The following is a 23,417-nucleotide window of genomic DNA, read 5'->3' as shown; positions in this document are numbered from 1 at the left end:
GGATCTTGTCCGACCGTTCGGACAGATGCCACCTGACCAGGCAAGATTTGCCCCGACCGTCCGGGACGCCGCGAATCGCTTGGCGCAGGTCGGCCGTCTTGCCAAGCTGACATCGCGTCGCCGGGATTGCTTCGCAGTCACATTCCAAAACCGGCCGAAATGACGCTTCACCCGAATGGAGAAGAGCACATGTATTTGCGCGCACTCATTGCAGGAGCCACCCTTGCCGGTACCGCGCTCGTGGCGACCGCCGCGGGACCGCCGGCGCAGGCCGCCGACCTCGGACCGGCCGCCGTCACGTGCGGGAACGCGTACTGGCCGCACCACAACTACGACAACGGATCGGGCAAGGTGACGAAGTCCGGCGGTGCTGCCGTGCACACCGGCCCGTACGGGGACTGCCAGGTCGTGGGCAAGGTTCCCGAGCGTGCCACGGTGGACTACGACTGCGTCGCCGTGAACGACTACGGCAACAAGTGGACCTGGGTGCGCGACCAGAACGGTGCCAGCATCGGCTGGATCTACGGCCGCTACCTCGACGACGGCGGCGCTACCGAGCCCTGCTGACCATCGGCCAGGCAGGCCACGCCACCGCCGAGGACGGCGTGGCCTGCCTGGAGAGTTGACTGACCACGACCTCCTCGCCGCCGATCTCGCGGGTGATCCGGGAAGCCGTCAACGAGGAGGTGCGGCTGTCCCGCCGCGAGGTCGACGAGGACTGAGCACCTGGGCGAGTTACCTGCAACACTGGGACGAGCGGACATTGCGCCACTTGACAGCCGGGAGACGCCGAACCTGTCAGCTTCAGTGACGGGCTTCGGCCCGTGACTGTCGACGGAGGGGTGTGATGGACGCGTCTGGGGGCGTTCGGCGTGGGGTCGAACTGCTGATGCTGGTGTTCGCCGCGTTGATCGTGACGGCGGCGTTCGTGCTGGTCGAGATCAACACGCACCATCCGCTCACGATGACCGCGGTGTGGCTCGGCCTCGCGTTCCTCGCGGTGTTCGGGGTGGCGCATCTGGCCGTGCGGCGCTGGGCGCCCTATGCCGACCCGTTGATCCTGCCGTGCGTCGCGCTGCTCAACGGTCTCGGTCTGGTGATGATCTACCGGCTGGACCTCGCGCCCGACGTGACCGAGCCGGCGGCGCCGAGGCAGGTCGCCTGGACCGCCGTCGCGCTGGTGTTCTTCCTGGTCGTGCTCGCCGTGCTCAAGGACCACCGGGTGCTCGCCAAGTACGGCTACACCTGCGGGCTCGCCGGGCTGGTCGCGTTGATCCTGCCGGGCGTCCTGCCCAGTTCGATCTCCGAGGTGCAGGGCGCCAAGGTGTGGGTCCGGGTGGGCGGTCTCAGCATTCAGCCAGGAGAGTTCGCGAAGATCCTGCTGATCGTCTTCTTCGCCGCGTTCCTGGTCGCCAAGCGCGAACTGTTCGTGGTCGCCGGGCGGCGCGTCGCCGGTGTCCAACTCCCGCGACTGCGGGATCTCGGGCCGCTGCTGGCCGCCTGGGGCGTGTCCATCGGCGTGCTCGCCCTGGAGAAAGAGCTCGGCGCGTCACTGCTGTTCTTCGGAATCGTCCTGGCCATGTTGTACGTGGCGACCGGACGAATCGGCTGGGTGGCCGTCGGGATGGTCCTGTTCAGCGTCGGGTGTGTCGTCGCCTACCACCTCTTCTCGCACGTCCGGGTGCGGGTGACCAACTGGGTCGACCCGTTCGCCGACTACTACGGCAAGGGCTACCAGATGGCGCGGGCCATCTTCGCGCTCGCCGCCGGAGGCATTTCCGGAACCGGCCTGGGCGTCGGCCACCCGGACCTGGTGCCGGAGGCCAACACCGACTTCATCACCGTCGCGTTCGGCGAGGAGCTCGGGCTGATCGGGCTCAGCGCGTTGCTGCTGACCTATTTGCTGCTGGCGATCCTGGGCATGCGCAGCGCCCTCACGGTGCGGGACAACTTCGGCAAACTGCTCGCCGGCGGCCTTTCCTTCACCATCATCCTGCAGGTGTTCGTGGTGGTGGGTGGCGCCACGAAGTTCATCCCGGAGACCGGGATCACCGCGCCGTTCCTGTCCAAGGGCGGGTCGTCGCTGCTGGCCAACTACATGCTGGTGGCTTTGCTGCTGCGCGTTTCCGACGCCGCGCGCCGGCCCGCGGTCGCGGTGCAGGCTCCTCCACCGCGGATTCCCCTCGCGGGCGCGGAAACGGTCATGGTGCGTACGACGTCGTGACTCAGATGAGGTAGAGCCACCACTTCTGGCTCGCCGAGCTGCCCGCGTGCGGACCGCTGCACTCGTAGCGGAAGGCCTGGCCGGACAACACGTACTGGAAGCCCGCGGTCCGGCAGGCGGACTCGGTGGGGTACTTGGCGTAGGGGTCCTGCGCTGCTGCCGTGCCCGCACCGGCCACCAGCACACCGAGAGCGACCACGGCCGTGGTCAAGGTTCGCCTCATGAAGATCAGCTTGCCACGATCGAGTGGCAGCTTGGCTGACGGGGCCGAAATCCACACCCGCCCGCGGCGCTGGAGGGAGCAGCGGCACTGTTCGCCGTACCACCCGTGGCGTTCGGGCCGACCGGCCCTGACGTGGAGTTGGAGTTCGCCCGCGGCAAGGCACTGACCGACGCCGCGGGCTGCGCAGGCAACTCCTCGAAACCGCCTAGAAAACGACAAGGTTTCCTTCCAGTTCCGTACCTGATCCTTGCCTCGGATCACACCGCGTCCGGGAGGAAACATGGCAGAGTCCAGAATCAGCAGGAGGCAGAGCCTTGCCGTCCTGGGGGCCGCCGTCGGCACGGCACTGGTCGGCACCAGCTTGGGCGGTGTGGCGAGCGCGGCACCGGCCGTCCTGCGGAACAAGACCGACCCTTCGGCCAGGCGATACCAGCTCGCCGTGATCAACAAATCGGACAGCTCGGCCGACATGTGCGTGTACCAGGAGGATCCCGACATCGGTGTCGCAGACGCCATGCCACTGGCGTGGTTGTCCAAGCCTGTCGGCCCGAATGCCGCGTTGTCGTACAGCTGGACCACCGACTACTCGTTCGTCTGGGCCGAGACCGGTTTGCTGGCGCCCGGTGTCCTCTTCAAGGCCTCCGAGACCTGGCCCGCGGACCCAGGCGTGCTGAAGGTGGCGACCCCGGAAGAGGCCGGTAACCAGATCGGGTTCTTCCAGGAAGAGAGCGGCGAGTACAGGTTCGCGTCCACGCCCACGAAGGGCGCGCGGCTTGGCACGCTGTACTTCTCCGAGGACGGCTACATCCCGCCGGACCAGGCCGCGGTCGGCATCGGGATGAGCGGTTCCCCCGCTTACGCCATCCAGGCGCAGGCCCGCCGGCCCCTCGACCTCACGCTCCACCCCAACTACTGCCTGACAGCGGGCTCGTTCCAGCAGGGCGAGGTCCTGGACATCGGGTCGATCAAGAACTTCGCGAGCATCAATTTCCCGGCTGGCGGCTTCCGAATGACCGCGGTGTACCAGCCGGACCACACGTGGAAGGTCTACCCGAGCTAGTGGTGCGGCTCGGGACATTCCCCCGCAACGTCCCGAGCCACCCACTGACCGCGCTTGGTGAAGCGCCCGCGCACTCGGCTCAGCTGACCAGGGACAGCCCGCGCCGGACCGGTTCGACGGTCGCGGACGGCACGGCCGACGGGATCTCGACCTCCTCACCGCCGATCTCGCGGGTGATCCAGGCGCCGGACTCCACCATGACCTTCAGGGTGCGGGTGTCGAGCGCGTTGATGCGGCCGTAGTACCACTCGTCGGTCGCGAGCGACCCCATCCGGTCGGCGAGGCGCTTCTTGATGTCGATCACGCGCTCGAACAGCGTGCGGACCAGCGCGGCCCGGTCGAACGGACCCTGCAGACCCTCGCGAATCCGGTCCTCGATGCCGCGCGGCACGCCCTCGGAGTCGGGCATCAGCATGGTGGTCCACGCGCGGGACTTCTCGCGGTACTGCAGCTGCTGCATGATCCCCTCGTGCCGCGCGAAGTCGGCAGCGCGGAAAGCCGAGCCGCGCCAGCGCTTCTGCAGGTTCACGGCCAGCGAGAGAGCGCTCTTCAGGCCCGTGTTCAGGCCGCGACCCGGCCAGAAGTGCAGCGAATTCGCCGCGTCGCCCAGGAGAAACCCGAACGTCGAGGGCGCGAGTTGGGCGGTGAACTTCGACATCTGCGTCATGCCGAGCGTGAACGAGGTGATGCCCACGACGTCCGCCGCGCCGACGCCGAAGAAGCGCAGGCCGTCGAGAATCCGGGGCCACAGGTAGGAGAGCTTGTCGACGGACGGCTTGAAGACGGCGCGGTGGCGGTCGCAGACGAAACGCCCGCCCGCGGGACGCATGGTGCAGCCTAACCTGCCGATGCACGAGACCGGGCCGTTCTCGCCGAGCGCGACGATCTCGGAGGCCTCCTCGGCGGTCAGGCGCATGTTGATGAAGCCGCCGCCGAGCGAGTTGAAGAGGAACCTGTTCTGTCCCACGGTCAACGGCACGGTGTGCTCGTCGGGCACCTTGGCGTTCACGCGGATGCCGAGGACGTGCTCGTCCAGCGGCGAACCGTCCACTGAGAACAGTTCGCGGCTCGGCGTGCCGAAGAACTCCGACAGTGAGTCGCGGGTCGCGGAACGGGCGCCGTCGGCGATCGCGAGCACGTGCAGGCCGTCCCAGCGCTCCGGCTTCACATAGGCGGCGGGGACGAGTTCGATGTCGTGGGTGTCCTGGGCGAGGTCGAGCAGCGCGTCCTCGATCCAGCGGATCTTGATGTTGCGCGGGCGGCCTTTGGACTCCGGGGAGTCCGGACCGAGCGGCCACATCTCGGAGAACTTGCCGGGCGCGAAAAGCCGTTGCCGCACAACGGAAGGCAGCGCCGCCCAGACGTTGCTCTGCAGCGTCACGACCTGCTCGCGGCGGTTGTTGCCCTCGGCGGCGCCACGCCAGACGACCCGATCACCCTTCCGCATCCAGCGGCGGTCGTGAACGCGCACCGAGACCTGGCCGCCCAGCAACGACTTCAGCGTGCACGCGAAGGCCAGACCGACCGGGCCGCCGCCCGCGACGTCCACGCGCAGCGGCTTGGGCTGCCGCAGCTGCACGACCTGACCCTGGCGTGGCAGCAACACCGTCCGGTTGTCCATGGCCCGTCCCCCTCAGCTCCCGTTCGACGGCGGGAACACGTGGTGAGACGGGCTTCGGTTCAACGGGATTCGAGGAAGTTCTTCCAGGCGGCCGAAGTGAAGGTCAGGACGCCTCCGGACGGGTTCTTGGAGTCGCGGACGAGAGCGTCGGACGTCAGCGACACCTCGACGCAGTTGTCGTCCTCGGTCGCGCCGCTGTAGCTGCTCTTACGCCAAGCGCGTTCCTGGATCATCGAGTTCCTCTCGCGGTCGGCTGACGTACTCCGCCAGCTTGCTCCGCGATTGTTCCTCATCCAAGGCGACCTCGGCCAAACGGTCGAACAGCAGCCTGATTCGGGCGATGGCGCCGGGATCCTGCACGAACAGCTTCGCGAGGTCGGTGGAGGTGAAGGCGATCGGCTTCTCCTTCTCGTATTCCCACAGCACACAACCGGTGGCCACCAACGGCGCGTCTGCGGGCACGATCCTGACCATCTGCGTGCTGAACAGCAGGCGCGCGTACTGGTCCTCCATGATCCGCGCGTCGCCCACCTGCGTCTGCAACGCGTGTTCGTGGATGTAGAACAGGCAAGCCGGCCGGTTGTGGCGGCGCAGGATCGCCTGGCGGTCCATCCGGAACTGGACGACAGCGGCGATGCGCGCCTCGGGGATGTACCCGCCCATCCGGTAGAGAGCGTCGGCGTACTCCGGGGTCTGGATCAGGCCCGGGATGGCCTGCGGGTCGTAGCTGATGATCGACTTGGCGGTGGACTCCGCGCGTGCGAGCGTCCGGAGGTTGTCCGAGACCTGCACGATGTACTCGTCGAAGGCGTTGCGCCACCTGCGCTTGAAGTCTTCGAAGAAGTCGATGTCCTTGCCGCACATCGTCAGGTACTGGACGAGGTCGATCTCGCTGGCGCGGTACTTGCCGTGCTCGATCGTCGAGACCTTGCTGGGGTCCCAGCCGAGCCGCACCGCGAGCGCGTTGCCCGTCAGGCCCGTGCAGGTTTCACGCAAACGGCGTAGTTCGTCGCCCAGGTCCCTGCTGTAAGCAGTGGAGGGAGTGGTCGTGGCCATGGCCTCGACGCTAGGGCTTGCTCTTCGAGCACGAACCTGCTCGTTCGGGTGAAAACGGCCCCTCGGCTGATCATCAGGAAACTGCCAGGAAACTCGCAGCCGGGCTACAGCTTGGCGGACGACGATCCGTGCCCATGACTCGACGTCGCAGATCCTTGTTGATCAACGGACTGCTGGTGGTGGTGCTCCTCGGTGCCGGCGTGGCCGGCTACCTGGTGTTCTTCGGCTCCTCCGGCAACGCCCAGCCCACCACCGCCCACACGGCCGCGGCCCAGAACCGCGACGTCAGCGAGGTGGTCACGGCTTCAGGGACCGTGCAGAGCTCGTTCAGCGCCGCCGCCTCGTTCGGCGCCAGCGGCACGGTCACCGAGATCGACGTCAAGGTCGGCGACGCGGTCACCAAGGGCCAGCAGCTCGCCAAGCTCGACCCGACGCAGGCTCAGCTGCAGGTCGACATCGCGCAGGGCAACCTCGACGCCGCCCTCGCCAAGGGCACCGGTACGACCGCCCTGCTCACCGCGTACCGGCAGGCGCAGCTCGCGCTCCAGCAGGCCCAGGACACCCTCGCCGCGACCGTGCTCACCGCACCCGGCGACGGCACGATCACGTCGATCACCGGGTCCGTCGGGCAGAAGGTCGGCAGCGGCAACTCCTCCAGCAACGCCAACAGCTCCAGCTCGTCGAACAGCAGCAGCAACAGCAACAGCAGCAGTTCCTCGACGTCCGGGTTCGTCGTCGTCACCGACCTGAAGAACCTCGTCGTGCACGCGAACGTGTCTGAGTCCGACGTCAGCAAGCTCAAGGCCGACCAGGCCGCGACCGTCACGGTCAACGCGATGCAGTCCCAGCCGATCGCCGCCAAGGTCGCCCAGGTCGACCTCACCCCCACGACCTCGAACAACGTCGTCCAGTACGGCGTCACCCTCTCGCTGACCAAGGTGCCGGACGGCCTGCGGCCAGGTCAGTCGTCGAGCGTGGAGATCACGGTCAACTCGGCGAGCAACGTCCTCGCCGTGCCCGCGGCAGCCGTGCAGACGGTCAACGGCCAGAGCTCGGTCCAGGTGATGGAGAACGGCGCGGAAACGCGCAAAACGGTTGAGATCGGCGTGCGCGGCGACCAGTACGTGGAGATCAAGTCCGGCCTGACCGCGGGCGAGGAAGTCGTGTTGCCTCAGGTCAGCACGTCGACCAACACGAACCGCCAGCAGCAGGGCACCGGCAACTTCCCCGGCACCGGCGGCGGCAACCGCAACGGCGGCGGCTTCACCGGGACCGGTCGATGAGCCCGGTCATCGAGGTCCGGAACCTCCGCAAGACGTACGGCACCGGCGACACCGCCGTGCACGCGCTGCGCGGCCTCGACCTGACCGTCCAGAAGGGCGAGTACCTCGCGATCATGGGCGCGTCCGGGTCGGGCAAGTCGACGCTGCTCAACATCCTCGGCTGCCTCGACGTGCCGACGTCCGGCAAGTACCTGCTGGACGGCATCGACACCGGCGAGTTCGACGAGGAGCAGCTCTCGTTGCTGCGCAACCGGAAGATCGGGTTCGTCTTCCAGTCGTTCAACTTGGTGCCGCGCACCACGGCACTGGCGAACGTCGAGCTCCCGCTGGTGTACGCGGGAGTTCGGCGTGCCCAACGTCGCGAGCGCGCGCTCGCCGCGCTGGATCTCGTTGGCTTGAAAGAACGCATTCACCACAAGCCCAACGAGCTGTCCGGCGGTCAACAACAACGTGTCGCCATCGCGCGTGCGCTGGTCACATCGCCCGCGATCGTGCTCGCCGACGAGCCGACCGGAAACCTGGACACCGACTCCAGCCGTGAGGTCATGGGCATCCTCGACCGCCTGCACGCCAGCGGCCGCACGGTCGTGCTGATCACGCACGAGGACGACGTCGCAGCACACGCGACGCGCACGGTCCGCGTGGTGGACGGCCAGGTTGCGGGGGTGCTGGTGTGAGACTCTTCGAGATCGCCGCCTTCGCCGTGCGCGGCCTGACGGCGAACAAGATGCGTTCCGGCCTCACCACGCTCGGCATCCTGATCGGTGTCGCGTCGGTGATCCTGCTGATCGCGGTCGGCAACGGCGCGTCCAGCGCGGTGCAGCAGAGCATCGCCGGACTCGGCACGAACATCCTGACGATCAGCCCGCAGCGCGCCCAGCCCGGCAGCACCGCCAAGCCGCTGACCACTGCGGACGCGGCGGCACTGGTCGGCGCGGACTCCCCCGACGTCAAGTACGCCTCGCCCGTCGTGACCGCGCAGGCCACCGCCGGCTACGGCGACACGACCTACGCGATCAGCCAGTTCATCGGCAGCGACCCGCACTACTTCAGCACCACGAACAGCGCGGTGGCGCAGGGCAGCCTGTTCTCCGACAACGACGTGCAGCAGGCCCGCAAGGTCGTGGTGATCGGCGCGACCGTCGCCACCCAGCTCTTCCCCGGCACCGACCCGATCGGCAAGTCGATGTTGGTCAACAACATCCCGTTCACCGTGGTGGGAGTGCTGGCGGCCAAGGGTTCCAGCGGGTTGCAGGACGCCGACGACATGGCCGTGGCACCGCTGACGACCACGCAGAACGCGCTGACCGGCTACGGCAGCCTCACCCAGATCGTCGTGCAGGCGCAGTCCGCCGACGCGCTGCCGAACGCCCAGGCCCAGGTCACGACGATCCTCAACGGCCGGCACAAGATCACCGGCACGACCGCCGACTACCGGATCCTCAGCCAGGACCAGCTGCTCACCGCGCGCACCGCGACGACCGAGACGTTCACCGTGCTGCTCGCGTCGGTGGCCGCGATCTCGTTGCTGGTCGGCGGCATCGGCATCACGAACATCATGCTGGTCACCGTCACCGAGCGGATCCGCGAGATCGGCATCCGCAAGGCCGTCGGCGCGCCGCGGTCGTCGATCCTCGGCCAGTTCCTGATCGAGGCCACGCTGCTCAGCCTCTTCGGCGGCGCGCTCGGCGTCGCCGCGGGCATGATCGGCAGCCAGTTCACCATCGCCGGCATCAAACCGGTGCTCGTGCCGTCCTCGGTGCTGCTCGCGTTCGCGGTGTCGGCGCTGATCGGCCTCTTCTTCGGCAGTTACCCGGCTTCGCGCGCGGCGAAGCTCCGCCCCATCGAAGCCCTCAGGCACGAATAAGGAGTTCCGGACGTGACCAACCCACTCGACCAGCCGCTTGAGAACGACATCACGACCCAGCTGAAGGAGCGCAAGAGCGGCGTCGGCAAGACCACGATGATCCTCGGCGTCGCGGTGCTCGCGATCGTCGCGTTCGTCGGCGGGGTGTTCGTGCAGAAGTCCTTCGGCTCCACGCAGACCCCGAACCGCCAGAACGCCGCCGGACGCCAGTTCCCCGGCCGCGGTGACGGCAGCACTCCCCCTTCCGGCGCGCAGCAACGGCCGGGCGGCGGGTTCGGGCGCGGCACCATCGGCACGATCGACCACGTCGACGGCACCACCGTGTACGTGAAGACGCAGAACGGCCAGATCGTCAAGGTGTCCACTTCGGACTCGACGAAGGTGGAGATCACCTCGGAGGGCAAGCTCGGTGACCTCAAGGCCGGTCAGCAGGTCGTCGTGCAGGGCCAGGCGGGCTCGGACGGCACGGTGACCGGGCAGACCATCACGCAGCGCCCGACGACCGGGTGATGCAGGATTCACCGGTGGAACGTGGCCGGTTGCTCGTCGTCGAGGACGAACCCAGCATCCGCGAACTGCTGTGCGCGAGCCTGCGGTTCGCGGGTTTCACCGTGTCGAGCGCGGCGACCGGCGGCGAGGCGCTGACGGCCGCCCGCTCGGAGTCCCCCGACCTGGTGCTGCTCGACGTGATGCTGCCCGACCGCGACGGCTTCGAGGTCGTGCGGCGGTTGCGCTCGGGCGGGGTTCAGGTGCCGGTGATCTACCTGACCGCGCGCGACGGCTCCGACGACCGGATCACCGGGCTGACCATCGGCGGCGACGGGTACATCACCAAGCCGTTCAGCCTGGAGGAGGTCATCGCGCGGGTCACCGCGGTGCTGCGCCGCACCCGGCCTGGGCACGAGAGCGAGCAGCTGACCTGCGGTGACCTGTCGCTGGACGTGGAGAGCCACATCGTGCGGCGCGGCTCGCGGATCGTGGAGCTGTCGCCGACGGAGTTCCGGCTGCTGCACTACCTGATGCGCAACAGCGGCCGGGTGCTGTCGAAGGCGCAGATCCTCGACCAGGTGTGGTCGCACGACTTCGACGGTGACGTCGGCGTGGTCGAGTCGTACATCTCGTACCTGCGCCGCAAGATCGACGCCGACGCGCCGCGGTTGATCCACACCGTGCGCGGTCTCGGATACATGATCCGACCATGACGTTGCGCGCAAGACTGGTGGTCGTGCTGGTCACCCTGGCGGCCGCGGGCCTGTTCGGCACGTGGCTCGTCGGCTCGCAGGTGATGGAGCGCTACCTGCTCGGCCAGCTGGACGCGCGGCTGGACCGGATCGTGAACGCGCCGCGACCGTTTCCCGTGCGGGAGAACATGATCGTGCGGGACGCGTCCGGCATCGTGTCCGGCACGCCGATCGCCGGGCTGCCCGGCTACGGCGCCATGACGTCTGGTGAGCACCTGACCGTGGGCACGCATCGGGTCGTGATGCGGTTGTTCGACGACACCGAGCTGATCGTGGCGACGGACCAGTCCGAGGTGAACAGGGCGGTCAACGACCTGCGGTCGGCTTTCCTGCTGATCAGCTTCGGCGCGCTCGTCCTCGTCGGGATGGCCGGCTATCTGCTGGTCAGGTCGTCGACGCGAGCGTTGGAGGAGGTCGAGCAGGTGGCCGGGGAGATCGCGGCGGGCGACCTGTCCCGGCGCGTGCCGGTGCGGCGGCCCGGCAGCGAGGTCGGGCGGCTGGCGTCGGCGTTGAACACCATGCTCGGGCAGATCGAGCAGGCGTTCGCGGTGCGGGTCTCGTCGGAGAACCGGATGCGGCAGTTCGTCGCGGACGCCTCGCACGAGCTGCGCACGCCGTTGACGTCGATCCGCGGGTACGCCGAGCTGTACCGGCAGGGTGCCGCCACGGACGCCGCCGAGGTGTTGCGGCGCATCGAGGACCAGGCGCAGCGGATGGGCTTGCTGGTCGACGACCTGCTGCAGCTCGCCAGGCTGGACTCCGAGCAGCCGCTGGTGTTGTCCACTGTGGACCTGGTGGTGCTGGTGACCGACGCCGTGCACGAGGCTCGGGTGCGGGATCCGGAACGGACGGTGTCGCTGGCGTTGCCGTCCGGGCCGGTTCTGGTGCAGGGGGACGATGCCAAGGTGCGGCAGGTGCTGACCAACCTGCTCGACAACGCGTTGCGGCACACGCCGGCCGGGTCGCCGATCGAGGTGCGGCTGACCGACCGGGCGATCGAGGTGGCTGATCACGGGCCCGGGATGCCCGCAGAGCAGGCTTCGCGGGTGTTCGAGCGGTTCTACCGGGCGGATTCCGCGCGCGGGCCCGGCGGAACGGGGCTGGGGCTCGCGATCGTGGCCGCGCTGGTGGCGGCGCACGGGTGGCGGATCGAGCTGGACACCGCGCCGGGTGAGGGCGCGGTGTTCCGGGTGATCCTGAGGACGTGATCGGGTCTGGCTGCGGCGTTCAGGACGCCACCGGGCGGGCGCGGTTGGGCCAATCCCGTTCGTAGTGCTCCTCCGGGAAGTCGCTCGGGCTCGAACCCGTCCGGAAGGCTTCCTCGATCTCGGCGGCGTACCGCTCGTTGCGCGGGCACCAGGGCGCGGCCGGGATGTACATGACGTTGCCCCAGCCCCACTGGTTCTCCACCGGCGCGACGCTGTGGATCAGGTCGCAGTGCCACCAGACGGAGTCGCCCGCGCGAACGTCCGGGATGCCGCTCAACGCCTCCAGCAGCAGCGGGTGCCACTTCTCGCTCACCGGGAAGACCTGGTTGACGGTCACGCCGCACATGTCGTCGTCCGGCACGTCGTCGAGCAGTGGGCGCAGCATCAGGTACGCCATGGCGCCGGGGATCGGGACGGTGTGCAGGACGCCCTGGTCGTGGTCCATGTCCGAGAGCGCGGTCCAGCCCTGGAAGGTGCGGAACACCGAGCACATCGTGGTTCCCGGGTACTGCGGGCCGGTCGTGCGGTGGGCGGCGTCCCACGGGTCGTACTGCTCGACCGTGCCGTTGAACAGGTGGCGGAACGCCTGCTGGTACTCGCTGGTCATCCACAGGTCGAGGGTGCCGGGGTCGAGGTGGGTGCCGAGGCCGTTGGAGTTCGTGCCGGGTGGACGGCGGCGGATGCGGTCCGGGTAGTGGACGTCGCGGTCAGGGTCGAACCAGCCGTCGCTGCGCCACAGGCCGTTCAGGAACCGTTGCACCTTCGCCATGCGCTCGTGCCGGCGGGCTTCGACCTGCGCGGGCGACCAGTAGATCGGGTAGATCTCGGGCTTGGAGCCGACGCTGCCGAAGAAGTCGTCGCCGGGGCCGCGGTAGTTCTCGAAGAACGCGTTGCTCTCGACGTAGTCCACGATGGACCTGTCCCACGCCAGCGCCTGCTCGCGGTCGAAGTGGTTGCGGATCACGACGCAGCCGCGGCGCTTGACCAGGTCTGCCGGCGCGGCGTCGAGGTCGGCGTAGTCGATCACCGGCCACGCCTGGCCCGCCCTGACGTCGTCGACCTCGCGGCGGATCTGCTCTTCGACGACCGCGAACACCTGCTCGACGGTCCGGCCCGACGCCTCGATGTTCGCCCGGATCGCCTTCTTGACCTCGCGGATGGCTTTGGGCAGGTCAGCGGGTGCGGTCTCCCAGTTCAGCACGTCGAACTCCTTCCAGTAAACCCTCCTAACTTGGAACCATAGGCGTGTCGCCGCTTTGTAGGCAAGCCCCCTAACTAGAATGCGCGGCGTGACCAAGCCGTCCCAGGAGCTGCTGCGCTCGATCTCCGACGAGCACGTGCTGCGGTCGTTGATGACCTCGCGCAAGCTGACCCGCGCCGAGCTGGCCGCCGCCACGGGGCTGTCGAAGCCGACCGTGAGCGAGAGCATGCGCCGCCTGGAGGAGCTCGGCCTGGTCGCCGACACCGGCGAACGCACCGCGGGCGGGCGCGGCAAGGGCCGGGTCGGGTCGTTCTACAGCCTCGCGCCCGACGTCGGCGTCGCGCTGGTCATGACCATTGCGCCGAGCGGCGTCACGGCCGAGTGCGTCGACGCCTACGGCGACACCGTCGGCCGCACCCACCACCCGATCGGCTCACCGGCCGAGGTACCGGCGGTGCTGCCGTCGATCGCCGCGGAAACCGTTGCGGCGCACCACGTCCGGCTCTGCACAGTGAGCGCGGCCGACCCCGTGGACCGGCGCACCGGCAGGCTCGTCGGGCTGCCCGACTCGCCGTTCCTGGTGGGCGAGCTGGATCCGGTCGCGGTGCTGAGCCCGTTGCTGCACGGGCCGGTGATCGTGGACAACGACGTGAACTGGGCCGCGCAGGCCGAACACGCCGTGCTGGGCGTCGCGGACTTCGCCTACCTGCACCTGGGCGAGGGCCTGGGCTGCGCGCTCGTCAGCGACGGCGAGGTGCGGCGCGGGCACTCGGGCCTGGCCGGCGAGATCGCGCACCTGATCACGGTCGGGCCGTCGGGGGCCACGCCGTTCATCGAGGTGTTCGGTGAGCTGGGATTGCGGCAGCCGGGGTCGACCGCGATCGACGTGGCCCGGCTGCTCGCCGCGGATCCCGTCGCGCCGGCACGGGCGATCGGTGGGGTGATCACGGCGTTGGTGACGCTCGCGGACCCCGAGATCGTGGTGGTCGGCGGGTCGTGGGGGCCTGCGTTGCTGGACCCGATCCGGGCCGAGTGCGCGCGGTTGCCACGCCAGGTCGAGGTGGTGGCGGCCTCGGTGGCCGAGCCGTCGTTGGCAGGCGCCCGAGCGGCCGCCCTCTCACTCGTGAGGGCGGCGCTCGTCGAGGCCTCGCGCTAGTCGAGCAGCTCCAGCAGCTTCTCCGGGGCATCGTCACCGAACAGGCTCTGAACCATCTGGCCGGTGTCGCCGATGGTCTTGACCGTGCGCACGAACATGGCCTCCTCGTACTCGCTCAGCGCCGCCTCGACGTCGCCGGGGTGAGCGACGAGCGCCTTGGCCAGCTCGGCGCCGTCCAGCATCGCGAGGTTGGCGCCCTCACCGTTCGCGACGGCCAGGTGGGCGGCGTCCCCGAGCAGCGTCACGCCCGGCACCACCCGGTCCCAGCGAAGTCCGAGCGGCAACGCGAAGTGCGGGCGGAACACCGGCGTGGTGTCGGTCTCGGTGATCAACGCCGTCAGCTCGGGCGCCCAGCCCTCGAAGTGCGCCGCGACCTGCGCGGGGTCCGTGACGTCGAAGGTGTCGAACCACTCCAGCGGCCGGTTGAACTCGACGTAGGCGTGCAGGGTGTCGCCGCGCTCGCGGTGCGCGAAGATGCCCTTGCCCTGGCCGGGCGCGAACATCGAGCCGCCGCCGACGGCCTTCGCGACGGCCGGGTGCTCGGTATCGGCGTTGTAGACGTACGTCTCGATGAACGTCACGCCGCCGTACTCGGGCGTGATGTCGGTCAGAACGGGACGGACCTTCGACCACGCGCCGTCCGCGCCGACCAGCAGTTCCGCTTCGACCTTGCTGCCGTCGGCGAACGTGACCTCACGGCCGCGGACGGAGGTCACCTTGTGACCCCACCGGACGGTGCCCGCGGGCAGCGAGTCGAGCAGCATCTGCCGCAGTTCGGCGCGCTGCACCTCGGGCCGCCCACCGGTGCCGTCGTCGGACTTGTCCAGCAGGACGCTGCCGTCGGAGCTCAGGACGCGCATCGCCTCGCGTCCCTCCAGGACCAGGCCGCGGAACTCCTCCATCAGGTCCGCGGCCTCGACGGCGAGCTGGCCGTTGTAGTCGTGGATGTCGAGCATTCCGCCCTGCGTCCGTGCCGTCGGCGACTCCTCCGCCTCGTGGACGACGGACGGGATGCCGTTGACGTGCAGCACGCGGGCGAGGGTGAGACCGCCGAGACCGGCGCCGATGATCGTTACTGGGCTTTGCATGAGACGAACACTGATCGGGCCCGCTGGCACCGGGCGCACACACCGCTGGTACTCCCCTGACAGGGCCTGTCAGGCTGGTGCGCGTGAGCTACCGGTACGAGATCACCCGGGCAGTCGTGCGGCAGGGCATCATCGCGATCATCCGCACCGGCGACGCCTCCTCCGCTGTTCAGGCCGCCGTTCCACTGCTGGACGCCGGTCTTTCGGCCCTGGAGCTGCCGTTGACGAACCCCGGTGCGCTGGACGCGATCCGGCAGCTGCGCGCGGACCACCCGGACGCCACGATCGGCGCGGGTTCCGTGCTGGACGAGGCGTCCGCGGTGGCGGCGATCCGCGCGGGCGCGCAGTTCCTGGTGGCGCCGAACCTGGACGCGGCGGTGATCCGCGCGGGCCACCGGTACGGCGCGGCCGTGCTGCCGGGCGCCGGAACGGTGTCCGAGGTCGTGCGGGCGCTGGAGGCCGGTGCCGACGCGGTGAAGGTCTTCCCGGCGCCGACGCCTCAGTGGGTCAGGGACGTTCTCGCGGTGCTGCCGTACGCGCCGCTCGTGCCGACCGGTGGCGTCGCACCGGCCGATGTGCCCGCGTGGCTGGAGGCGGGCGCGGTGGCGTGCGGGGTCGGGTCGGCCCTCGCCCGCACGCCGCTGGAGGAGATCAAGGCACTGCTGAGGTGACTAGTTCACCGGGCCAGGTGGCGTGTTCCCGCACTGCCACTCCACCGGTCCGCCGCCGTAGGGCACGAAGGCGCCGAGGAAGATCAGGCGGTAGCCGCCTCCGGTCTGGTCGTCGGCCTGCCACAACCGATCGCCCTGCGCGCATCCGTTCGGCACCAACACGACGATCTTGCCGTCGGCCGTCAGCCCGAACGCCGAGTTCGGATACCGCTGTTCCATGTCGAACGCCACCAGCCGGCTCAACTCGACCACCGGTGGCACGAAGATGCGGAACTTGCTGGTCAGGCCAAGCGTCCACACCTGCACGACGTTCGGCGCCGCGGTCATGCCGACGAACCCGTCCGCGGTCGAGCCGAGCAACCTGGCGCCCGCGAGGCCGGACACCGGGACCTCGGCGCCCCACTGGTCCGAGCCGTCCTGCCAGCCCAGGTGCGTCCACCTGCGCAGCGTCCCGGACGCGTCCGTGCCGTAGATGACGCCTGGCTCGGTGGAGAGCAGCGACGTGTAGGCGCGCCAGTCGCGGTCGGCGCCGATCTTCCGCCACGAAGTGAGGTTGTTCGACCAGAAGAGCGTCCCGGTGGAGGCGGAGACGCGGTAGTACACGCCGCCGAAGTCGTGCCCCTTGCCCGACCAGAACACCGTGGCCGTGTCGGACCAGCCGCCGGTGGCGATGACCCGTTCGCCGGTCCAGCGCGAAGTGCTCTTTCGCGTGGCGTCGACGCAGAACGTGTGCTGCACGAGGCCACCCGTCGCCGTGATGGCGAAGACCTTGCGCTCCCACTTCGGGCACCGTTCAACCGCACCGGCCGGCGGCGGCACGACGAGCAACGCGGACAGGCCCACCGCGGCGGCGATCAGCAACCTGCGCAATCCCATGGCGGACAAGGTAAGCGGGAATCAGGCACCGGCGGAACGACCGGATCCGGCCACTGACCGGATCCGGTCGCGCTGAAGTTCATCAAGGCTTGATCGATACGACACGACTGCCCGGTTGTGAAGGATTCTCACGTCCTTCACCATCGGGCCTCATGCGCCTGATCACGCTCGCCACCGCCGTCGCGCTCACGATCTCCGCCACCCCCGCGGTCGCGGCCCCCGCCGCCCCGAAGATCGCCACGTACAACGTCTTCATGCTGTCCCGCAACCTCTACCCGAACTGGGGACAGCTGACGCGCGCCGACCTGATCGACAGCACCGGCGTGCTGAACGGCCAGGACGTCGTGGTGCTGCAGGAGGCGTTCGACAACGCCGCCTCCGACCGGCTGCTGGCCAACCTCCGCGACACCTACCCGTACCAGACGCCGGTCCTCGGCCGCGGCACCGCCGGCTGGGACGCCACCTCGGGCGCCTACCGCTCCTCGACACCGGAGGACGGTGGTGTCGCGGTGCTGAGCCGGTGGCCCATCACCACCCGGATCCAGCACGTCTACCACGACGCGTGCGGCGCGGACTGGTTCTCCAACAAGGGTTTCGCGTACGTGCGGATCGAGGCGCCGACCGGGCCGATCCACGTGATCGGCACGCACACGCAGGCCGAGGACTCCAGCTGCACCGGCGCCCCGGCGGGCTACCGGACCAAGCAGCGGGCCGAGCTCAGGGCGTTCCTGACCGCGCGGAACATCCCCGCGGCCGAGCCGGTGTACGTGGCGGGCGACATGAACGTCGTCAAGGCGAGCGACGAGTTCCCGCGCATGGTCGGTGAGCTCGGCGCGGTCACACCGGAGGTCGTCGGGCACCCGTTCTCGTGGGACTGCGCGGACAACAGCATCTGCCGCGACCAGTACGGGCCGCAGTACGCGTCCGAACACCTCGACTACGTGCTGACGATCCAGGGTCCCGTGCTGCGCGACGAAACGCGGCGGGTGAAGAGTCCGGAGTGGTCGGTCAGCTCTTGGGGACGCAAGTACACCTACACGGACCTGTCCGACCACTACCCCGTGTTCGCCGGCTGAGCCTAGACGTAGCGGCGCAGCAGGTCCTCCTCCGTCTCCCGGCGCACGATCGGCCGCGCCACCCCGTCCCGCACCGCCACGACCGGCGGCCGGCACACCTGGTTGTAGTTCGAGGCCAACGCGTGGTGGTACGCCCCCGTCACCGGCACCGCGAGCAGGTCGCCCGCCCGCACGTCGGCGGGCAGCGGCACGTCCTCGGCCAGCACGTCGCCGGCCTCGCAGTGCCGCCCGACGACGGTCACCGGCCGGAGCCTGCCGCCGCGGCCGACGAGCCGGACCGCGTACTTGGCGCCGTAGAGGGCCGGACGCGGGTTGTCGCTCATGCCGCCGTCGACGGCCACAAAGGTGCGGTGCGGGCCGCGCTTGACCGCGCACACCCGGTACAGCGTCACGCCGGCCTGCGCGACGATCGACCGGCCCGGTTCCACGAGCAGGCGGGGGACCGGCACGCGGTGCAGCGCGCATTCGTAGTTCAACGTGCCGCGAACCCGTTGCGCGAAGCCGAAGAGGTCGAACGACGGTTCGCCCGGCAGGTAGGGCGCGCAGAAGCCGCCGCCCAGGTCGAGCTGTTCGATCCGCACGCCGCACGAGGCGATCAGGCCGGCCATGCGCCGCACGGTCTCCTCGTACGACGCCACGTGCCGGACCTGCGAGCCGAGGTGGCAGTGCAGGCCGGCCAGGCGCAACGAAGGTTGCTCGACGACCCGCAGGACGGCCTCCAGCGCGGCGCCGGAGGCCAGCGAGAAGCCGAACTTCTGGTCCTCCACCCCGGTCGCGATCGCCGCGTGGGTGTGCGCGTCCACGCCCGGCGTCACGCGGATCATGACCTCCTGGCCGTGCCGCGCGAGAGCGCCGAGCTGGGCGATCTCGTCGAACGAGTCGACGACGATCCGCGAGACCCCGTGCCCCAGGGCGGCCTTGAGGTCCTCGCCGGTCTTCACGTTGCCGTGCATGATGATTCGCGAGCCGGGGAACCCGGCGGCGCGGGCCAGTGCGAGCTCGCCGGCCGAGGACACGTCCAGCGACAGGCCCAGCGCGGCCATCCAGCGGTAGACCTCGGGACACGGCAACGACTTGCCCGCGAACACGATCTCCGCGTCCGGCAGCGCGGAGACGAACGCGGCGGCTCGACGCCGGACGGTCGGCTCGTCCAGCACCTGGCACGGCGTGCCGAACTGGGCCGCCAGCCGTGTCGCGGGGACTCCACCGATGACGAGGTCCGAGCCGGACAGCGTGGTGCCGTCCGGCCACAGGCCCTCTTCCAGCACCGGCTCGGTGGCGCATCCGATGCTGGGCAGCAACTCCGCGAGTGTCATGACCCGATTGCACGCCCGGTCGAGCAAGCCCGCCCAGCGCCCGGACGAGACCCTGACACCGCGAACGCCCACCTTGACGCGATCCTGACGACGGTGGTGACCCAGGTCATGTGAGATCGTCGGGCGCGTGCCGCGAACTGAGGTGCTTGCCGCGGTCGCCGACCGCCTGCCCGCGTCGGGACTGGTCGCCGTCGACGGTGTCGACGGCGCGGGGAAGACGACGTTCGCCGACGCCCTGGCCGAAGTGCTGCGTGCGCGGGGCCGGACGGTGGTTCGGGCGTCCGTGGACGACTTCCACCACCCGCGCGCGATTCGCTGGCGGCGCGGCCGGACGTCTCCGGAGGGCTTCTTCCTGGACAGCTACGACTACGAGCGGTTCGCCGAGCACCTGCTCGTCCCGTTCGCCGCCGGGCAGCCGTTCCGGCGGGCGAGCCACGACCTGAGTTCCGACGCCTATGTGGACGCACCGTTCGAGATCGTGTCAGAGCCCGCGATCCTGTTGGTGGACGGCATCTTCCTGCACCGCGACGAGCTCGTGGACCACTGGGACTTCTCGGTGTTCCTGTCCGTCGACTTCGCCGTGTCCTTCGCGCGGATGGCGGTCCGGGACGGCTGTCCGTCCGATCCGGACGATCCCCGCAACCGCCGGTACGTCGAGGGGCAACGGTTGTACTTGGCGAAGTGCGATCCGGCCGGTCGCGCCGCCCTCGTGATCGACCACAGCTGAAGTACGGTGGCGCGCGTGACCGAGTCCGCCAAAAAGCCCGCGCAGCTCCCCCAGTGCCCGCAGTGCGAGTCCGACGACCTGCGCCCCTACGGCAACGGGTCCAAGTGGATCTGCCCGAGCTGCCGGTTCCTGGCGCCCTGCTGCGAGCCCGACACCGCCTGCCACTGGTAGATCGACCGCCAAATCGTTACCCGGCGTGATAACGCCTGGTCACTTCGCAGCGACGTACTGGCCACAGCGTCCGAACGGCGTAGCGAGGAGGCCGCCATGGCGACCACGTTCTGGGCTTGGGTCGTGTCCGCTCTCGTCATCGTGCTGCTCGCGGTGGTGGTCCCCAGCCGTCTCGGCGCGCAGAACGTCCTGCGCGACTCGCGCGGCCGGTACAGCCTGTCGCGGCTGCAGCTGATGATCTGGATGGTCACGCTGCTCTCGCTGGTCAGCGGCATGGCGTTCGGGCGGTTCGCGGCCGGGCAGGTCGACGTGGCCGGGTTCGGGATCCCGGACCAGGTGCTGAAGCTGCTCAGCATCTCGCTCGGGTCGGCCGTCGTGGCGGCGGCCGTCAAGGTCGTCAAGAACACGAACCGGCCGGAGTGCGTGGCCGCCTACCCCATGGGCGCGGAGGGCGGGCGGTTGACGGAGATGCTCACGGTCGAGGAGGGTGCGTCGGCCGGGCGGTCGATCGACCTGGCGAAGTTCCAGAACCTCGTCATCACGGTGCTGCTGGTGCTGGCCTACGTCGCGCAGGCGGTGTCGGCGCTCAAGGCGGTCGACAACCCGGCGGGCATCGGTGGGCTGCCGGCGTTCTCGGGCACGTTCCTGGTGCTGCTCGCGGTGAGCCACGCCGCGTACCTGCTGGGCAAGCTGCCGTCGCCGGTGGGCACTCCCGAGGGCGGCACCATGCGTGAGCGGCTCGCGTCGGAAGCATCGGCGGCGGATGTGGTCAAGACCGTCCCCGAGGTGCGCACGGCGTGATATCCACTCGCGAGTGATCGAGCGAGTGCGCCGCGAGGACACGTGGCACCGCGAAGCCAGGAACTGCTACCCGGACCCGTACCGGATCATGCGGGTGCAGTTCCCGATCGTGGAGGAGCTGCGGGACACCCCGCGCGAGACGTGGCCGCAGCGCGACGCGTTGCCGACGGCGCTGCACTTCCTGGCGGAGACGTTCGAGGACTGCGGGTGGGACGACCTGGCGCTGCGCGTCCAGCACGAGTTGCTGGAGCTGCACCGGGAGGCGGGCGATCTGCCGCAGGTGCTGCGGGTGCTGAGCTCGATCCGCGCCAACCTCGTCCGGCAGGAGCTGTTCGAGGACGCGCTCAGGTTCGCACGGGCGGAGCGCTCGCTCGCCGTCCAGCTCGCCGCGGCCGGCGGGTACCACGTCGTGACCGCCAACGACGCCCGGTACTGGGTGAGCCACGTGCTCGACAAGCTCGGCCGGTACGAGGAGGCCGCGCGCAACACCGCCGAGGCGGTCGCCGAACGACGCGGGCAGAAGCCGGTGAAGGACGGGCCACCGGAGGGCTATCCCCTCGCGCACGCCCTGCTGGAGTACGCGAGGCGCCTGGCGAAGATCGGTCAGCACGAGCAGGCGATCGAGCACGCCGCAGAGGCCGCCGCGTTCTGGCGACGGCGGCCCGACGCGGCCACGACCAGCTACAACGTGCTGGACGAGCTGAGTCTCCTGCAGCTGCGAGCCGGACGGTTCGACGACGCCCGCGCGTCCCACGCCGAGGCCGTCGCGATCTTCCGGGAAGGCGCGAAGCGCACGGGCAGGTGGGAGCTCCGCAACCACCTCGCCGGTGCGCTGCACAACCACGGCAACCGGCTGCACGACCTGGGACTCGACGAGGAGGCGCTGGCACCGGCAGAGGAGGCAGCGGACCGCTACCGCGCCCTCGCCGCGGAGGCCGAGCGGCCGGAGCTCAGGACGAAGATGGAGGTGCGGCTCGCTCTCGCGCTCGTCTCGCTGAGCGACCGGCTGCACGACACGGGCAGGCTCGACGAGTCGCTCGCGGCCAGCGACGAGGCCATCGCGCTCGCCTCCAGGTATCCCGGCGACGACCTCGCCCGTCACGAGCTGGCGCGGGCCTGGGGCAACCGGGCCAGTGTGCTGATCAGTCGCGGCGACCACCGCGAGGCCGTGGCCGCGGCACGGAAAGGCCTCGACCTGTACGAGACGCCGCAGGACAAAGCCAGGGCGCGCAACACCTTCGCCGTCGCCTCAGCTCAGCTGGGCGATCTCGGCGTCGCGCTGGAGGCGTCGCTGCGGGCGGTCGCCGAGTACCGCGAGTGGTACGCGGAGAACCCGTCCGGGTACGCCTACCTGCTGGCCGACGCGCTCACCGACCACGCGCGGATCCGGCTCCTGCGCGGCGAACGAGCAGAAGCCGAGCCCGCGATCACCGAGTCCATCGCGCTGCACGAAGAGCTCGTCGCCGTGAATCCCGGTCGCTACCGACGGGAACTGGACCACGCCAGGGCCGTTGCCGCGCAGATCGAGTAGAAAGGGGCGCCGCCCGGGAGCGACGCCCTTCCCTCACCTCAGATCACTTACCGCTGCGGTACGCCGTCCAGGCGCTCTGCATGCGGGCGTTCTGGCCGGGCGTGAACTGGTTGTAGCAACTGTCGTAGGAGTAGTCCATGTAGTTGTGGATCGGGTCGACGCCCGGCGCCGTGCAGGAGTCGCGGCCGGTCGGGCAGCCCGAGCTGGCGCTGGCCTGCGCGGGGGTGTCCGAGACCTCGTCACCGGGCGACTTGCAGCCACCCTGGAAGGTGTGCCACAGGCCCATCCAGTGACCGGTCTCGTGCGTGACGGTCTTGCCCAGGTTGTAGTTCGTCGCCGAACCGCCGGGAACGCTCGTGTACTGGAAGACCACGCCGTCCATCTTCGGGTCGCTCGCGTACGAGCTCGGGAACGTCGCGAAGCCGAGGTAGCTGGTGTTGGTGGACCACAGGTTCAGCGTGCTCGCCCCACCGACGCGGGTGGCGGTCTTCATCTCGCGCTCGACGGACTCGGTGTCGACGTTGTTGAACCAGTTGCTGTTCTTCGTGTAGTCGAACCCCTTCAGCACGAACGTGAAGCCCGTGTTCGCGGCCGCGCTCGACTCCCCGCCCGCGAAGCCCTTGTTGAGGACCGCGATCTGCTTCTTGATGGTGGCCTCGTCGATGTAGCCCCCGGCAGTGGTCTCCGAGGAGTAGATGACGTGGAACACCACCGGGATGGTGCCGCCCGTGGCCAGCGCCGAGAGGTCGGTGCGGGCGCTCGCCTGCTGCTTCACCTTCTGCTTCAGGTCCGCGTTGATGCGCGCGGCTTCGGCGTCGGAGACCTCGTTGCGCTCGTGGCCGTGGCTGCCGGGCAGCGCACGTGCCGATGCGTGTTCGTCAGCGCAGGAAGTCGAGCCGGCTGCGGCGGTGGCAGGAGAACCGCCGAGCAGCGTGACCGCGCCCGCCGCCAGGAGACCGGCCGCGAGGGCCGCGGGGACGCGCTTTTTCGTTTGGGACATTGAGCCTTTCCTCCATGCAG

Annotated in this window: 25 protein-coding genes; 16 read left to right on the top strand and 9 right to left on the bottom strand. The window is 69.5% G+C overall.

Going from position 1 to position 23,417, the window contains the following annotated elements; translation table 11 throughout:
- The first annotated feature begins 189 nt into the window (after positions 1–189).
- On the top strand, positions 190–567 hold the full coding sequence (locus ACWEIJ_RS21600) for a hypothetical protein (protein WP_449838988.1): 378 nt from the start codon (positions 190–192) through the stop codon (positions 565–567).
- 280 nt (positions 568–847) lie between these two features.
- Complete coding sequence (locus ACWEIJ_RS21595) at positions 848–2,224, top strand: FtsW/RodA/SpoVE family cell cycle protein (RefSeq protein WP_449838987.1); 1,377 nt, start codon at positions 848–850, stop codon at positions 2,222–2,224.
- A 1-nt stretch (position 2,225) separates the two neighbouring features.
- Here ACWEIJ_RS21595 and ACWEIJ_RS21590 read toward each other — a convergent pair whose 3' ends face one another.
- Positions 2,226–2,447 carry a hypothetical protein gene (locus ACWEIJ_RS21590; RefSeq protein ID WP_449838986.1) on the bottom strand — a complete coding sequence of 74 codons (222 nt, stop codon included), beginning with the start codon at positions 2,445–2,447 and terminating at the stop codon, positions 2,226–2,228.
- A gap of 280 nt (positions 2,448–2,727) precedes the next feature.
- On the opposite strand from ACWEIJ_RS21590, the gene ACWEIJ_RS21585 reads away from it, so the two are divergent.
- Positions 2,728–3,507 carry a hypothetical protein gene (locus ACWEIJ_RS21585; protein ID WP_449838985.1) on the top strand — a complete coding sequence of 260 codons (780 nt, stop codon included), beginning with the start codon at positions 2,728–2,730 and terminating at the stop codon, positions 3,505–3,507.
- A gap of 79 nt (positions 3,508–3,586) precedes the next feature.
- On the opposite strand, the gene ACWEIJ_RS21580 is transcribed toward ACWEIJ_RS21585, so the two are convergent.
- The 3 genes from ACWEIJ_RS21580 to ACWEIJ_RS21570 are packed head-to-tail and all read right to left on the bottom strand — an operon-like array spanning position 3,587 to position 6,184.
- Positions 3,587–5,128 carry a hypothetical protein gene (locus ACWEIJ_RS21580; RefSeq protein WP_449838984.1) on the bottom strand — a complete coding sequence of 514 codons (1,542 nt, stop codon included), beginning with the start codon at positions 5,126–5,128 and terminating at the stop codon, positions 3,587–3,589.
- 59 nt (positions 5,129–5,187) lie between these two features.
- Complete coding sequence (locus ACWEIJ_RS21575) at positions 5,188–5,361, bottom strand: DUF397 domain-containing protein (RefSeq protein WP_449838983.1); 174 nt, start codon at positions 5,359–5,361, stop codon at positions 5,188–5,190.
- Complete coding sequence (locus tag ACWEIJ_RS21570) at positions 5,336–6,184, bottom strand: helix-turn-helix domain-containing protein (RefSeq protein ID WP_449838982.1); 849 nt, start codon at positions 6,182–6,184, stop codon at positions 5,336–5,338. The genes ACWEIJ_RS21575 and ACWEIJ_RS21570 overlap by 26 nt, the downstream gene beginning before the upstream one ends.
- Positions 6,185–6,318: 134 nt before the next feature.
- Here ACWEIJ_RS21570 and ACWEIJ_RS21565 point away from each other — a divergent pair, with 134 nt between their 5' ends.
- Genes ACWEIJ_RS21565 through ACWEIJ_RS21540 form a run of 6 tightly spaced genes read left to right on the top strand, consistent with a single transcriptional unit; the run spans position 6,319 to position 11,783 of the window.
- Positions 6,319–7,467, top strand: a complete 1,149-nt coding sequence (locus ACWEIJ_RS21565; RefSeq protein WP_449838981.1) for an HlyD family efflux transporter periplasmic adaptor subunit — start codon at positions 6,319–6,321, stop codon at positions 7,465–7,467.
- Entirely contained in the window at positions 7,464–8,144 is a 681-nt protein-coding gene (locus ACWEIJ_RS21560) for an ABC transporter ATP-binding protein (protein WP_449838980.1), read from the top strand. Before ACWEIJ_RS21565 ends, ACWEIJ_RS21560 begins: the two co-directional genes overlap by 4 nt.
- Entirely contained in the window at positions 8,141–9,334 is a 1,194-nt protein-coding gene (locus ACWEIJ_RS21555; RefSeq protein ID WP_449838979.1) for an ABC transporter permease, read from the top strand. The genes ACWEIJ_RS21560 and ACWEIJ_RS21555 overlap by 4 nt, the downstream gene beginning before the upstream one ends.
- A 12-nt stretch (positions 9,335–9,346) precedes the next feature.
- Positions 9,347–9,844: a hypothetical protein gene (locus ACWEIJ_RS21550; protein ID WP_449838978.1), complete on the top strand. Its 498-nt coding sequence runs from the start codon at positions 9,347–9,349 to the stop codon at positions 9,842–9,844.
- Positions 9,844–10,536, top strand: coding sequence for a response regulator transcription factor (locus tag ACWEIJ_RS21545; protein WP_449838977.1), 693 nt, complete (start codon positions 9,844–9,846; stop codon positions 10,534–10,536). The genes ACWEIJ_RS21550 and ACWEIJ_RS21545 overlap by 1 nt, the downstream gene beginning before the upstream one ends.
- Positions 10,533–11,783, top strand: coding sequence for a sensor histidine kinase (locus ACWEIJ_RS21540; RefSeq protein WP_449838976.1), 1,251 nt, complete (start codon positions 10,533–10,535; stop codon positions 11,781–11,783). Before ACWEIJ_RS21545 ends, ACWEIJ_RS21540 begins: the two co-directional genes overlap by 4 nt.
- Before the next feature lie 19 nt (positions 11,784–11,802).
- On the opposite strand, the gene ACWEIJ_RS21535 is transcribed toward ACWEIJ_RS21540, so the two are convergent.
- The gene (locus ACWEIJ_RS21535; protein ID WP_449838975.1) at positions 11,803–12,984 is read right to left on the bottom strand and encodes a YbiU family protein; all 1,182 of its coding nucleotides are present in this window, start codon (positions 12,982–12,984) and stop codon (positions 11,803–11,805) included.
- Positions 12,985–13,072: 88 nt separating this feature from the next.
- Between ACWEIJ_RS21535 and ACWEIJ_RS21530 the strand changes: the two genes are divergently transcribed.
- A complete protein-coding gene (locus ACWEIJ_RS21530) occupies positions 13,073–14,140 on the top strand; it encodes an ROK family protein (protein WP_449838974.1) in 1,068 nt (355 codons plus the stop codon).
- Here ACWEIJ_RS21530 and ACWEIJ_RS21525 read toward each other — a convergent pair.
- Positions 14,137–15,228, bottom strand: coding sequence for an FAD-dependent oxidoreductase (locus tag ACWEIJ_RS21525; protein WP_449838973.1), 1,092 nt, complete (start codon positions 15,226–15,228; stop codon positions 14,137–14,139). The genes ACWEIJ_RS21530 and ACWEIJ_RS21525 overlap by 4 nt on opposite strands.
- 83 nt (positions 15,229–15,311) lie before the next feature.
- On the opposite strand from ACWEIJ_RS21525, the gene ACWEIJ_RS21520 reads away from it, so the two are divergent.
- Complete coding sequence (locus ACWEIJ_RS21520) at positions 15,312–15,899, top strand: bifunctional 4-hydroxy-2-oxoglutarate aldolase/2-dehydro-3-deoxy-phosphogluconate aldolase (RefSeq protein ID WP_449838972.1); 588 nt, start codon at positions 15,312–15,314, stop codon at positions 15,897–15,899.
- Here ACWEIJ_RS21520 and ACWEIJ_RS21515 read toward each other — a convergent pair whose 3' ends face one another.
- The gene (locus tag ACWEIJ_RS21515) at positions 15,900–16,775 is read right to left on the bottom strand and encodes a hypothetical protein (protein ID WP_449838971.1); all 876 of its coding nucleotides are present in this window, start codon (positions 16,773–16,775) and stop codon (positions 15,900–15,902) included.
- Between the two features lie 152 nt (positions 16,776–16,927).
- Between ACWEIJ_RS21515 and sph the strand changes: the two genes are divergently transcribed.
- The gene (gene sph / locus ACWEIJ_RS21510; RefSeq protein WP_449838970.1) at positions 16,928–17,851 is read left to right on the top strand and encodes a sphingomyelin phosphodiesterase; all 924 of its coding nucleotides are present in this window, start codon (positions 16,928–16,930) and stop codon (positions 17,849–17,851) included.
- A 2-nt stretch (positions 17,852–17,853) separates the two neighbouring features.
- On the opposite strand, the gene lysA is transcribed toward sph, so the two are convergent.
- Positions 17,854–19,167 carry a diaminopimelate decarboxylase gene (gene lysA / locus ACWEIJ_RS21505; protein WP_449838969.1) on the bottom strand — a complete coding sequence of 438 codons (1,314 nt, stop codon included), beginning with the start codon at positions 19,165–19,167 and terminating at the stop codon, positions 17,854–17,856.
- A gap of 127 nt (positions 19,168–19,294) precedes the next feature.
- On the opposite strand from lysA, the gene ACWEIJ_RS21500 reads away from it, so the two are divergent.
- The 4 genes from ACWEIJ_RS21500 (at position 19,295) to ACWEIJ_RS21485 (ending at position 22,397) form a co-directional block, all read left to right on the top strand.
- The gene (locus ACWEIJ_RS21500; RefSeq protein WP_449838968.1) at positions 19,295–19,894 is read left to right on the top strand and encodes a uridine kinase; all 600 of its coding nucleotides are present in this window, start codon (positions 19,295–19,297) and stop codon (positions 19,892–19,894) included.
- Positions 19,895–19,909: 15 nt separating this feature from the next.
- A complete protein-coding gene (locus ACWEIJ_RS21495; protein WP_449838967.1) occupies positions 19,910–20,065 on the top strand; it encodes a hypothetical protein in 156 nt (51 codons plus the stop codon).
- A gap of 96 nt (positions 20,066–20,161) precedes the next feature.
- Positions 20,162–20,866, top strand: a complete 705-nt coding sequence (locus tag ACWEIJ_RS21490; RefSeq protein WP_449838966.1) for a hypothetical protein — start codon at positions 20,162–20,164, stop codon at positions 20,864–20,866.
- Between the two features lie 13 nt (positions 20,867–20,879).
- Entirely contained in the window at positions 20,880–22,397 is a 1,518-nt protein-coding gene (locus ACWEIJ_RS21485; RefSeq protein ID WP_449838965.1) for a tetratricopeptide repeat protein, read from the top strand.
- Between the two features lie 43 nt (positions 22,398–22,440).
- Here the strand turns inward: ACWEIJ_RS21485 and ACWEIJ_RS21480 are convergent, their stop codons facing one another.
- Complete coding sequence (locus ACWEIJ_RS21480) at positions 22,441–23,397, bottom strand: zinc metalloprotease (RefSeq protein WP_449838964.1); 957 nt, start codon at positions 23,395–23,397, stop codon at positions 22,441–22,443.
- Between the last annotated feature and the right edge of the window lie 20 nt (positions 23,398–23,417).

The sequence above is a fragment of the Lentzea sp. NPDC004789 genome, assembly GCF_053601075.1.
The sequence above is the reverse complement of the archived record's forward strand: the minus strand, read 5'-3'. Positions and strand labels throughout refer to the sequence as shown.

What these genes read in the sequence shown, in the direction of transcription:
- ACWEIJ_RS21600 (WP_449838988.1), top strand. Translation starts at nt 190, where the DNA reads ATGTATTTGCGCGCACTCATTGCAGGAGCCACCCTTGCCGGTACCGCG.
- ACWEIJ_RS21595 (WP_449838987.1), top strand. Translation starts at nt 848, where the DNA reads ATGGACGCGTCTGGGGGCGTTCGGCGTGGGGTCGAACTGCTGATGCTG.
- ACWEIJ_RS21590 (WP_449838986.1), bottom strand. Translation starts at nt 2,447, where the DNA reads ATGAGGCGAACCTTGACCACGGCCGTGGTCGCTCTCGGTGTGCTGGTG.
- ACWEIJ_RS21585 (WP_449838985.1), top strand. Translation starts at nt 2,728, where the DNA reads ATGGCAGAGTCCAGAATCAGCAGGAGGCAGAGCCTTGCCGTCCTGGGG.
- ACWEIJ_RS21580 (WP_449838984.1), bottom strand. Translation starts at nt 5,128, where the DNA reads ATGGACAACCGGACGGTGTTGCTGCCACGCCAGGGTCAGGTCGTGCAG.
- ACWEIJ_RS21575 (WP_449838983.1), bottom strand. Translation starts at nt 5,361, where the DNA reads ATGATCCAGGAACGCGCTTGGCGTAAGAGCAGCTACAGCGGCGCGACC.
- ACWEIJ_RS21570 (WP_449838982.1), bottom strand. Translation starts at nt 6,184, where the DNA reads ATGGCCACGACCACTCCCTCCACTGCTTACAGCAGGGACCTGGGCGAC.
- ACWEIJ_RS21565 (WP_449838981.1), top strand. Translation starts at nt 6,319, where the DNA reads ATGACTCGACGTCGCAGATCCTTGTTGATCAACGGACTGCTGGTGGTG.
- ACWEIJ_RS21560 (WP_449838980.1), top strand. Translation starts at nt 7,464, where the DNA reads ATGAGCCCGGTCATCGAGGTCCGGAACCTCCGCAAGACGTACGGCACC.
- ACWEIJ_RS21545 (WP_449838977.1), top strand. Translation starts at nt 9,844, where the DNA reads ATGCAGGATTCACCGGTGGAACGTGGCCGGTTGCTCGTCGTCGAGGAC.
- ACWEIJ_RS21540 (WP_449838976.1), top strand. Translation starts at nt 10,533, where the DNA reads ATGACGTTGCGCGCAAGACTGGTGGTCGTGCTGGTCACCCTGGCGGCC.
- ACWEIJ_RS21525 (WP_449838973.1), bottom strand. Translation starts at nt 15,228, where the DNA reads ATGCAAAGCCCAGTAACGATCATCGGCGCCGGTCTCGGCGGTCTCACC.
- ACWEIJ_RS21515 (WP_449838971.1), bottom strand. Translation starts at nt 16,775, where the DNA reads ATGGGATTGCGCAGGTTGCTGATCGCCGCCGCGGTGGGCCTGTCCGCG.
- sph (WP_449838970.1), top strand. Translation starts at nt 16,928, where the DNA reads ATGCGCCTGATCACGCTCGCCACCGCCGTCGCGCTCACGATCTCCGCC.
- lysA (WP_449838969.1), bottom strand. Translation starts at nt 19,167, where the DNA reads ATGACACTCGCGGAGTTGCTGCCCAGCATCGGATGCGCCACCGAGCCG.
- ACWEIJ_RS21490 (WP_449838966.1), top strand. Translation starts at nt 20,162, where the DNA reads ATGGCGACCACGTTCTGGGCTTGGGTCGTGTCCGCTCTCGTCATCGTG.
- ACWEIJ_RS21480 (WP_449838964.1), bottom strand. Translation starts at nt 23,397, where the DNA reads ATGTCCCAAACGAAAAAGCGCGTCCCCGCGGCCCTCGCGGCCGGTCTC.